Below are 12,056 nucleotides of genomic sequence, written 5' to 3' on the forward strand. Positions count from 1 at the left end.
GTAATTTTTTGCAAGCGTTTTTTCTGCATAATAAGAACAAATTTATCTAGAATACGTACAAATATATGATGTTGTATTTACCCTGTATACTTGTTCATTGCCTAAATAGTTAGTGTAAAAATGCTGTCGAAATTTAGCACTAAAAAAGAACAGTTCTCCTATATAATTCTATTAGGGAACTGTCCAATTTATACAAATATTATTTAAAAAACTTAGAAGTCATATTTATAACTTTTTCTTTTAAAATGGATTCATTTAATTTTTTACTTAGCGCCTCATCAATAATATTAGCAAGTTCAATCATATCTTTTTCTTTCATACCTTTTGTAGTAACTGCAGGTGTTCCAATTCGTATACCACTTGTAACAAAAGGGCTTTGAGGATCAAATGGAATTGTGTTTTTATTTGTTGTAATATGTATGTCATCAAGCATCTTTTCAGCTTCTTTACCTGTTAATCCTTTGTTTCTCACATCAACAAGCATTAAATGATTATCAGTACCACCTGATACAATTCTAAAGCCTTTATTCATAAGTTCTTTGGATAAAGCTTGAGCATTATTTATAACCTGTTGAGCATAAATTTTAAAGTCATCTTCCATTACTTCTTTGAAACAAGCGGCTTTTGCAGCTATAACATGCATTAATGGACCACCTTGAATTCCGGGGAATATAGCTTTATCAATTTTCTTTGCATGTTCATTTTTACATAAAATCATACCACCTCGAGGTCCTCTTAAAGTTTTATGTGTAGTAGTAGTTACAAAGTCTGCATATTCAACTGGATTAGGATGTAGGCCTGCAGCAACTAATCCTGCTATATGAGCCATATCTACCATAAAGTAAGCTCCTACCTCATCTGCTATTTCTCTAAAAGTTTTGAAGTCAATAAATCTAGAATAGGCGCTTGCACCTGCAATAATTAGTTTTGGATTTTCTTTTTTTGCAATTTCTCTGATTTGATCATAATCAATCATTTCAGTTTCTTTATTCACACCATAAAAAGCCATATTAAAATATTTACCAGACATATTAACAGGACTTCCATGTGTTAAGTGTCCACCATGAGATAAATCCATTCCTAGTATTTTATCTCCAGGATTTAATATTGAAAAATAAACTCCAAAATTTGCATTAGAGCCAGAGTGGGGCTGAACATTAGCATGGTCTGCATTGAATATTTTTTTTGCACGATCTCTAGCTAAATTTTCAACTTTATCAACAAATTCGCATCCACCATAATATCTTTTACCTGGGTACCCTTCAGCGTATTTATTAGTTAAATGACTACCCATAGCTTTAAGAACTCTATCAGATACGAAATTTTCAGAAGCAATAAGTTCAATATTTACATTCTGTCTTTCTTTTTCTTCCATCATTGCAGCGTATAAATCTAAATCATAGTCTTTAATTAAGTCAAAGTTCATTCAAAAACCTCCATTATATTCTTGTATTTTTTAATTATTTTACACGTATTTTCTTGGCAACCTTTTTCCTAAATTTGTTAATACTTCATATGATATAGTATTCCTCATATTAGCAACATCTTCTGCAGTCATAGCACCATCAGTTCCGTCTCCATAAATAATTGCTTCATCGCCTATTCGAGGATTATCAACATTCGATAAATCAACCATAAATTGGTCCATGCAGACTTTTCCTAAGATAGGACATTTTTCACCTTTGACAACTATATAACCTTTGTTTGATAAAAGTCTGGAATAACCATCTGCGTATCCCAATGGTATTGTTCCTACTACTGTACTATCTGTAGTACTAAATAAATGCCCATAACCAATTCCTTCTCCAGCTTCAAGAGTCTTTACATTAGCAATCTTTGCCTTTAGTGTTACACAAGGTTTAAATATATATTCATCATGGTTAACTTCATCAGATGGATAAAAGCCGCTAAGGATTATACCTGGTCTAACCATATCGAAATAATATTGTGGAAGGTCAATTATTGTTGCACTGTTAGCAATATGTTTTATTGGAATTGTTATGTTTCTTTTTTGAAGCATATCCATGAATTTTATAAATCGTTCAGCTTGCATATGTGCAATAGTTTTATCCTTCTCATCTGCTCTTGCCTGATGGGAATAAGAACCTTGGATTTTTATATTTTTCATTTTCGAAATTTTAGATATTAAGTCTGCATTTTCTTCTGTTGGTATAAATCCTAGTCTATTCATACCAGTTTCCACTTTTATATGGATATTAGCTATTTTGTTTAATTCTTTAGCAATGTTGTTTAATGTTGCAGCATGTTCATAATTATAAATTGTTAAGGTGATGTTATTGTTAATAGCATCATCGAAAAATTCTTCTGCTGTGTATCCAAGAACCAATATATCTGTGTCTTTAATTTCTTGTCTTAATTCTAATGCTTCATCAACAACAGCTACTGCTAGCATATATACACCATTTTCAATGTACATTTTAGAAAGTTCAATAGAACCCATCCCATAGCTATCAGCTTTTACAACAGCACAAATTTTTCTGTCAGGGCCAATTGCTCTTCTAACTTCCATAAAGTTGTGAATTGCTTTATTTCTGTTAACTTCGACCCAGGCAGGTCTAAATTTATCCTTCATTAAAAACCCTCCTGACACTTTATTTTACATAATTATAACATTCAAATTTAAGTAAATCAATGTATACATATTAAATTTTATATAGTAAAGTGACTTTTTAAAAAAAACCATTTACATTTAAGGTATTATTTATTATTATATTAGGGATTGTAAATTAGAAATAACCGTATGAGGAGTAGCATATATGAGTATTTTAGAAGTAAAAAATGTAACGCACGGCTTTGGAGCACGTAGTATTTTAGAAGATGTGTCCTTTAGACTTTTAAAAGGAGAACATGTTGCATTAATTGGAGCTAATGGTGAGGGAAAATCCACATTTTTAAATATAATAACGAGAAAGTTAATGCCAGATGAAGGAACTGTTGAATGGTCTAAAAGAGTAACAGTAGGATATCTTGATCAACATTCAGCATTAAAGTCAGGAACAACTATAAGGGAAAATTTAAGATTAGCATTCAATAATTTATATACGATGGAACAGGAAATGTTAAAAATATATGAAGATATGACTCAGGCAAATGATGACGATATTAATAAAATGATGGAAGATGCTGCAGAAATACAAACAATATTAGATAGTAGCGGATTTTATTTTATTGATACAAAGGTTGATGAAGTTGCCAATGGATTAGGTTTGTCAGATATAGGTTTAGATAAAAGTGTTGATGAACTTAGTGGTGGACAGAGAACAAAAGTGTTATTAACAAAATTATTGTTGCAAAATCCAACAATTTTGTTGCTTGACGAACCAACGAATTATTTAGATGAAAATCATATACAATGGCTTACAAACTATTTACGAAATTATGAAAATGCATTTATTTTAATATCACATGATATCCCATTTATAAATGATGTCTGTAATATTATTTATCATGTAGAAAATAGTATTTTAACTAGATATGTGGGAAATTATGAAGAGTTTAAAAGGATATATGATTTAAATAAACAAAAAACAGAAAGGGAATTTGAAAAACAACAAAAGGAAATTGAAAAACTAGAAGATTTTATAGCTAGAAATAAAGCAAGAGTTGCAACTAGAGGTATGGCAAACAGTAGGATGAAGCAACTTGATAAAATGGAGATATTAGAAAGGCCTCGTGATAAACCAAAGCCATCATTTAAATTTAAAGAAACAAAAGCTCCTAGTAGATTTTTGATTGAAGCGAAGGATTTAGTTATAGGATATGATTCTCCTTTAACAAGTCCAATGACCTTTGAGGTAGAAAGAAATAAGAAGATTGCTATATGCGGAGTTAATGGTTTAGGAAAATCTACTCTTTTAAAAACTCTATTAGGAATTATACACCCGATTAGTGGCAGTGTAGAGTTTGGTGAAAATGTGGTTTTTGGTTATTTTGAACAGGAAGATTCTAAAAATAACTCTAATACAGCATTAGATGAAGTTTGGAATGAATATCCTTCATTAACTAATCATGAAGTGAGACTTGAACTTGCTAGATGTGGGTTAACTACTGATAATATAACAAGTATGATGAAAGTTCTATCAGGAGGAGAGAATGCAAAAGTTAGATTGTGTAAACTTCTTTTAAAGGAATTGAATTTCCTGATTTTAGATGAACCAACAAACCATTTAGATCCAGAAGCTAAGGATGAACTACAGAAAGCTATAAAAGAATTTAAAGGGACTGTTATATTAGTTAGCCATGAACCTTACTTTTACGAAAGTTTTATTACAGATGTATGGAATATAGAAGATTTCACTACAAAAATAGTATAAGTAAAAATTAATGAAGGGAGTGCATTGTATGCGCTCCCTTCATTGTATTCTATATTATTAGTCGAATATTAGCACCACATCAATTATTCCATCAAAGCCACCATATAAGTCATATAATTGAGCATTTGAACCAGATTTTATATCATCCTTAGTTCCAGTATTAACATCTATAAAGTTTCCTGTTTTATCTGTGGTACAATTATAAACTTGGATGTTTGGAGAATATTCCATATATGTTATATTATCAATTAAAAATTGATTTGTATAAACTGCTGATATTTCAATTTTTTGAGTTTCAGGAGTAACTTTTTCAATACTTGTGATAGTTCCATTTACAACAATAATTTTTACATAGGAATTCATAACATTAGCTATCTTTTTACCTGCAGAAGATGAATTAGAAACTAAAAATATATTGTTGTTATTGAAAAATTCTACCTTGCTTGTTGTATCATCAACCTTTTTTACGCTTTTTATAATATCATAAATTGTACCATTATAACTTTGCGGAACTTCAGGTATATGAGTAACATTACTTTCATCTTTTATACCATTAGTTAAATATAATGCATTAATATGTCCGTAATAGTTTACAACTGCTTTTCCCTCTAAATAATTACTTAGTTGATTAGGTTTGAGCAATTGATATTTTCCGTAGCTTTCATAGATAATAAATGTATCAGGAGAAATTTTATTACCATTAGATAAAGTCATAGTTTGTTCATTATAATTACTTTTAATTGATACTGTTTTTATATTATCAATTATTTTTAAGTCGCCACTGGAAACAGGATCAAATTTAACTATGTCATTCTTGTTCAAAGTAGTAGTACTCTTTGTTTTAGAATCTTCGATTTTTACTACGCTTGAATTATTTGCCAATGAATATGTTTTTAAGTTTCCGTATTCATCAAAAATTCTTACCGTTGCATTATTTGTGCCATCAGATGAACTTAAAACTAAACCATATGTTGTAGGAGCCTTACCATATTTTATTATATTTAATTTAACTATATCATTATTTTTATCTAAAATAAAATTTACAGTATCATTAACTGATGCTTCATCAGTTAAATTGAAAGATTCATTACTTTTGTAAACTGTGTTATAAATAGTATAATAATATATATCATCTTCTATTTGTACATTAGAAACTTTACCTTCAACTTGAGATCGTACAACTTCTATTTCCAGTGAAGACTTTTTATTGTTTTCATCCGTTTCGTATAGGTATACTAAATCATTCTCTTTTATATCTTCTAATGATTGTGCATCACCGCGTACAAAAATTTTATTATAGTTAATTTCGTTGTTAGATTTTAGTGGTAAATTTTTACCTGCAAAAGTTTTTTTATCTACATTGTATAATTCAGATGATTCAACTATTACTACATCAGTAACCTTATTAGCTATTACTCCAATGACATCACCATTAAAAGAATTATCTTCATAAACAATCGTTATTCTTGAATTTTCTAAAGAGTTAAAATTTCCAATGGCACCATTAAAAACTATTGGGATATTAGGTAGTTTAAAAGCCCTAACATTTCCATAGTCATCTGTTACAAATATTACCCTGTTTGAAAGTAAACTATTTACGGTTCCTGTAAATTCATTATATCTAGGATTTGTAACATGAACTACTTTATTATTTTTATCATAATATACATCCCATTTATTAAATAAATTTTTTGTAAAGTTAAAGTCGTTATCTTTTAAGTCACTTAAAGTAACTTCTCTTGTTTCCATTTTCCCTATTAAAGATAAAAGATTTTTACCAGTATTATATGCAGTATTATTATCTCTAACTTTAACTAAGTCCATTGTTAGAGCATTATAAAGCATTATGGATATATCTTTTCGCGTAGCAAATTCACGGGAAGGATCAACATTTTTAAATAAATTTAACTCAGTTGCCTTTTCATAGAAGTTAGTTGGCCATCGGCCAATTAGTGATTCATCAGTATAACCTAATAATCTTAAAATCATTGTGTATGCTTCTTCAAACTTTATATAATTATCAGGTCCATACGTGTTTTTAGATATTCCTTTTACTAAATTAAGAACATCTGCTAATTCTACATAGCTTTCTGCCCAATGACCTTTCATATCATCATAAACTGAAGTCATATTTTTAGAATACTCAGAATACCCTGAAGCTATAGTTACAATTTTAGCCATTTCTGCTCTCGATACAATTTTATCTGGCATAAAATTATTGTCAGGATAACCCTGAATTATCCCATAGCTAGATAGAACATCAACTGCTTCGATCAATATGGGATCGTTGTTTATATCAGGAAAGCTATAAGCATATACATTAACAATAGCTGAAAAAGCAAATATTAAAATTATAAGTAAACTTAATAACTTTTTCATATTTTCACCTAATTTCAAATATAATAATTAGTCAATAATTAAATAAAAAGTACTATAAAAATATAGTACCATTTAATACAATTATAGTATAAAAAGCTTAATTCTGTATTACATTACAATTACAATGCAGCATACTTGCCCTGAAAGCTATCTCTTTCTTTTAATTCTTTGTCTATATCTGAAAGCACCTTCAATTTATTTAAAGTCCAAACAGGTTCTATTAAATCAGATTTTTTTCCGTCACCTGTTAATCTATGTATTGTAATATGTGGATTCAAGAGTTCTAAAGCATCACAGATAACATTTATATATTCTTCCTGTGATAATATTTTAAAGGGATTTTTTATATAATAATTAGCTAAATCCGTATTTTTTAAAATATGAAGCATATGAAGTTTAACACCCCAAATATCTAATTTAGAAATATATTTTACAGATGAAAGTATATGTTTTTTAGATTCATTGGGTAGTCCGATAATTAAATGTGTTACAATTTTAATTTTTCTTTTTTTTAAAAGGTGCACTGCCTTATCAAATTGCTTTAATTTATAGCCTCTTCTTAGAAAATTTGCTGTATCATCATTAATAGTTTGAAGCCCTAATTCTATCCATAAGAATGTTTTTGAATTCAATTCTTCTAGGAAGTCTGCAATTTCTTCATTTATGCAATCTGGTCGTGTAGCAATAGCTAAACCTCGAATACTTGGATTGTTAAGTGCTTCATTAAATTTTATCCTCAAGTTTTCAACAGTATCATATGTATTAGTGTAACTTTGAAAATAAGCTATATAAGTATTACTTTTCCATTTTCTCGACATAATTAATTTTTGTTCTTCTATTTGCTCTGATATAGATTTATTTCTATCTGAATTAAAATCTCCAGAACCTTTTTCACTGCAAAAAATACAGCCTTCTCTACCTATAGTACCATCTCTATTTGGGCATGTAAAATTTCCATCTAATGACAGTTTTATAGCCTTTTCTCCAAATATTTTTTTTAATTCATAATCTAAAGTATGATATCTTTTATCATTCCACATCGTTATCTCCGTTAATATAAGTTAAAGTTATGCACAGCTAAAAAAATAAATAATTTAAGTTATACACAAATTTATAGCTTTTTTAGGCAGTTGTCAACAGCTTTATCCACAATTGTTGATTTTATTATTTTTTTTGCAGATAATTGATATTTAATATAGGCATCTATAGAAGTTTTAATAAGTGCAGCAACGGGAGTTGCCAGTAATAATCCCATAGGACCGAATAAACCACCACCTAGTATTAAAGATATAATTACTATAACTGGTTTAATTGAAAGTTTATTACTCATTATTTTAGGGCCAATTATAAGTCCATCTATTTCTTGTACTATAAGTATCATTATTAATATTAAAAAACCTTTATGATGATTATATAAAGAATTAATTAGGACAATTGGTATAGCACCTATAAATGAACCGAAGTAAGGAATTATATTTGTTGTTCCAATTATTATACCATCAATTATAGGATAGGGGGTCTTAATAATATATTTTGAGCCAATGAATATCATTACACCAGTTATAGAAGAGTCTATTAATTTTGCTACAATAAAATTAGAAATATTATTATATAAACTATATCCATATTTTATTATTTCCTTAGCATTTTTTCTTTCAAAAATGCTGTAACATAAATTAGATATCCATTTTTCTAAGTTTTCTTTATCTATCAGTATATATATTGAAATAATAGTTGCAAGAAGTAAATTACCAACAGCTATAATAACATTTATAACCTTGTCTATAGCAAAGTTTAAAAATGCAGATAACACAGATGAAAATCTTTGAGAAAAGTCATATAAATATTTTAAAAGTAAATTATATAACGTATCAGTACCTTCTAAAAAAGCATATTCTTCACTTAAGTTTAGAAGAAAGTTATTAGCAACATAAAATAATTTAGGTATATCTTTTAATAGTTGAGATATACTATCAACTATGCTAGGTGTAATAATAACTATAACTAATGAAATAACACCAAAGAATATTGTGTAAGTTAACAGTACAGCGAAGCACCTGCTTTGAATACCAATATTATTTTGTAAAAAAACTAATATAGGATTTAGTATAGTTGCTAAAAATAATCCTAAAAAAATAGGTATACAAACAGAAAGTATAGTTGATAAACCATCCTCTAAATAAATGAATCTAAAAATTAATATATATAATATAAAAATAGGGATTAAAATTATTAAATTTCTTCTTCTCATTATATCACCAACTGAATTTCTACTTATTCAATTTTATTAAATAAAAATAAATATATGAATAAATCAAAGGAATAAGGAAATAACTATAGTAGATAATACTTTTTCAATCTTCTTCCAAAACACATATACCCCATAATTAAATTATGGGGTGATTCTTTTGTCAAGAATATCTATTTTTACGAAGATTGACTCAATATGATATCTATTATATAATATTAATAAATATTGATAGGAAGGAAGTAGTCTGATAAATGGAAAAGAAATTATTGGGAAATACAGGAATGAAAGTGTCTGTTATTGGTTTTGGAGGAATACCAATTCAAAGAGTTAATCAAGATGAAGCTACAAAAATCATTTTAGAATGTAAAAATAAAGGAATTAATTTTATAGATACTGCAAGAGGATATACAATAAGTGAAGGATATATTGGAAATGCTTTGAAGGTTGTGGGTAGAGAAAACTTTTATATAGCAACTAAAGCTATGAGTTATACCTATGAATCAATGAAGCAATCTATAGAAGAAAGTTTAAAAACAATGAATATAGATTATATAGATTTATATCAAGTTCACAATGTAAGCAAAAAAGAGCAATTAGATTCTATATTGTCAGAAAATGGTGCACTAAAGGCTTTAATTGAAGCGAAAGAAGAAGGTTTAATAAAGCATATCGGTATTACAGGCCATATTAGAGAGATACTATTAGAAGCAATAGAAAATGATGAATTTGAAACAATTCAATTCCCATTTAATCCAGTTGAATCTCAAGGAGAAGAGTTGTTTATTAAAGCACTTAATAAAGGAATGGGAACAATTGCAATGAAGCCAATAGCAGGAGGTGCGTTTGGTAAACCTGATCTTTCTTTGAAATATATAATAAATAGTGATTTAATAACTGTTGCAATACCTGGGATGGATTCAGTAGAACAGGTATCAAAAAATGCTTCAATAGGAGAAAAAATATCACCTTTAACTGAAGAAGAAAAGAAAGAAATTAAAAAAGAAATAGAGGATCTTGGTAATGAATTCTGCCGAAGATGTGGTTATTGTAAGCCATGTCCAGAAGGAATTGACATACCAAATGTATTTATTTTTGAAGGATATGTTACAAGATACAATTTAGAAGAATACGGTAAAAGCAGATATGAAACATTACCTGTTAAAGCAGATGCTTGTGTACGTTGCCGTAAATGTGAAAAAAAATGTCCGTATAATTTGCCTATAGTAGAAAAATTAAAACATGCTGTAAAAACATTTGAAAATTTATAATAATTTAGTAGTAATATTTACTAAATTACAAAAAATAATAAAAAATACTTTACAAGAAAGTTATAATGTTATAAACTTATGAAAGATTTTGTAATTTATATTTGTATGATGAGTTTTACGTATGAGGAGTATATTTAATGGTAGATATTGAAATAGCTGCTAAATTTCTTGAAAAGGAAAGGCTTTCATTGGTAATAGTTAAGGATGGTAGCATTCTTTTTACAAGCAACGAAAAAGGGATTAAGCCCTTGTATATAGCTCTTGAAGAGCTTAAAAGTGAACTTGAAGGTTCAAGCGTTGCTGATAGGGTAACTGGAAAAGCAGCATCTATGCTTTGTGTTCATGCAAAAATAAAACAGCTAAAAACAAAATTGATTTCTGACAATGCTGTTAACATATTGAAAGATACTAATATAATATATGAGTATGATGAACGTACCCCTTTTATTAAAAATAGAGACAAAACTGGGATGTGTCCGGTAGAAACAATATCACATGAGGTAAATAACATAGATGAGTTGTTAAAAGGAATATCTGAATTCTTAGAAAAAATACAGAAATCGTCAGAACGTTAATAATGAAACTAAAATAATAAAATATTAGAAGAAAAATAACCATGAAGGTTTTAAGGAGTAAGAAACTTTTAGGGTTATTTTTTATTGTTAAGGAGGAAATAAATATGAACAGTAAAATTACAACAAAGGAATTAGTATTAAGTGGATTATTGCTTGCAAGTGGTATAATACTACCAATGATATTTCATATGTTTGGAATGGTGGGTTCAATTGTTTTACCTATGCACATACCTGTTTTAATAGCTGGTTTTTTATTATCACCACAGTTAGCATTATTATTAGGAATTATTACACCGATAATAAGTGGATTATTGACAGGAATGCCTGTTATGTTTCCTATGGCTGTTATAATGGCATTTGAATTGGGTACCTATGGTTTTATATCATCTTTAGCTACAAGAAAATTAAAATTACCTCTAATACCTTCTTTAATAATGGCTATGTTATCAGGAAGGGTTATAGCTGGATTAACGGTTGCTGTGTTAGTACAATTATTTGGTGTAAAATTAAATGCTTTAATGTTTGTCAAGAGCGCTATAATTATAGGATTACCAGGAATTATTATACAGTTAATATTTATTCCTCCGATAATTTATGCAATAAAAGTTTACATGAAAAAAACATCAGCAAATGTTTAAAAGATAATGCCTATGGAGTCATAGGCATTATTTTTAATAAAATCTCTTGCTACCAGTATATTCTTCAACTAATCTTAAACCTTCGCCAAATCTTTGGAAGTGAACTACTTCTCTTTCCCGCAAAAATCTTAACGTGTCTTTTACAAGTGGATCATCTGTTAAAGCAATTAGATTTTCATAGGTTACCCTTGCTTTTTGTTCTGCTGCAAGGTCGTTGTATAAATCTGCTATTGGATCTCCTTTCGCTTGAGTATACTTAGATTCCCAATGTTCACCTTCTGAATCTAATAAGAATGGGCAAGTTTCATGATTAGCATAATATCCACCCATGCCAGCAGCTATTAATTCGTCTTTGCTAGCTCCTTCTATTAACTTTTTAAATAATGTTGCAACCATTTCCATATGACCGAGTTCTTCAGTACCAATATCAGTTAATAGTGCTTTAGTCGCATTTAAAGGCATACTAAACCTTTGAGTTAAATAATTCATACTTGCACTTAATTCTCCATCGGGTCCACCATATTGGTTTAAAACTGCTTTAGCCATATTGACATCTCTATTAGTTACCCTTACAGGGTATTGTAATTTCTTTTCATACATAAACATAACTA

At 28.6% G+C, this 12,056-nt stretch carries 10 protein-coding genes; 4 read left to right on the plus strand and 6 right to left on the minus strand.

The genetic code is table 11. The annotated features are described in order from the left end of the window. Positions 1–199: 199 nt before the first annotated feature. Positions 200–1,378 carry a serine hydroxymethyltransferase gene (glyA, locus tag U8307_RS06995; RefSeq protein WP_442985539.1) on the minus strand — a complete coding sequence of 393 codons (1,179 nt, stop codon included), beginning with the start codon at positions 1,376–1,378 and terminating at the stop codon, positions 200–202. Between the two features lie 87 nt (positions 1,379–1,465). Then, complete coding sequence (alr, locus tag U8307_RS07000; protein ID WP_326911434.1) at positions 1,466–2,593, minus strand: alanine racemase; 1,128 nt, start codon at positions 2,591–2,593, stop codon at positions 1,466–1,468. Between the two features lie 184 nt (positions 2,594–2,777). Here alr and U8307_RS07005 point away from each other — a divergent pair, with 184 nt between their 5' ends. Further along, positions 2,778–4,334 (plus strand): ABC-F family ATP-binding cassette domain-containing protein, encoded by a 1,557-nt coding sequence (locus U8307_RS07005; protein ID WP_326911436.1) that lies wholly within the window; start codon positions 2,778–2,780, stop codon positions 4,332–4,334. Positions 4,335–4,391: 57 nt separating this feature from the next. On the opposite strand, the gene U8307_RS07010 is transcribed toward U8307_RS07005, so the two are convergent. The 3 genes from U8307_RS07010 to U8307_RS07020 form a co-directional block, all read right to left on the minus strand. Next, complete coding sequence (locus tag U8307_RS07010) at positions 4,392–6,713, minus strand: S-layer homology domain-containing protein (protein ID WP_326911438.1); 2,322 nt, start codon at positions 6,711–6,713, stop codon at positions 4,392–4,394. Between the two features lie 119 nt (positions 6,714–6,832). Beyond that, positions 6,833–7,753, minus strand: coding sequence for a TIGR01212 family radical SAM protein (locus U8307_RS07015; RefSeq protein ID WP_326911440.1), 921 nt, complete (start codon positions 7,751–7,753; stop codon positions 6,833–6,835). Positions 7,754–7,824: 71 nt separating this feature from the next. After that, positions 7,825–8,964: an AI-2E family transporter gene (locus U8307_RS07020; RefSeq protein WP_326911442.1), complete on the minus strand. Its 1,140-nt coding sequence runs from the start codon at positions 8,962–8,964 to the stop codon at positions 7,825–7,827. Between the two features lie 251 nt (positions 8,965–9,215). Between U8307_RS07020 and U8307_RS07025 the strand changes: the two genes are divergently transcribed. From U8307_RS07025 to U8307_RS07035, 3 genes are all read left to right on the plus strand, one after another. After that, positions 9,216–10,232, plus strand: coding sequence for an aldo/keto reductase (locus U8307_RS07025; RefSeq protein WP_326911444.1), 1,017 nt, complete (start codon positions 9,216–9,218; stop codon positions 10,230–10,232). A 137-nt stretch (positions 10,233–10,369) separates the two neighbouring features. Then, positions 10,370–10,807, plus strand: coding sequence for a DUF1893 domain-containing protein (locus tag U8307_RS07030; RefSeq protein WP_326911446.1), 438 nt, complete (start codon positions 10,370–10,372; stop codon positions 10,805–10,807). 104 nt (positions 10,808–10,911) lie between these two features. Next, the gene (locus U8307_RS07035; RefSeq protein ID WP_326911448.1) at positions 10,912–11,445 is read left to right on the plus strand and encodes an ECF transporter S component; all 534 of its coding nucleotides are present in this window, start codon (positions 10,912–10,914) and stop codon (positions 11,443–11,445) included. A 33-nt stretch (positions 11,446–11,478) separates the two neighbouring features. On the opposite strand, the gene U8307_RS07040 is transcribed toward U8307_RS07035, so the two are convergent. Beyond that, positions 11,479–12,051 carry a manganese catalase family protein gene (locus tag U8307_RS07040; protein WP_326911450.1) on the minus strand — a complete coding sequence of 191 codons (573 nt, stop codon included), beginning with the start codon at positions 12,049–12,051 and terminating at the stop codon, positions 11,479–11,481. Positions 12,052–12,056: the final 5 nt, after the last annotated feature.

It is taken from the genome of Sedimentibacter sp. MB31-C6, assembly GCF_035934735.1.
Lineage (GTDB): Bacteria > Bacillota > Clostridia > Tissierellales > Sedimentibacteraceae > Sedimentibacter.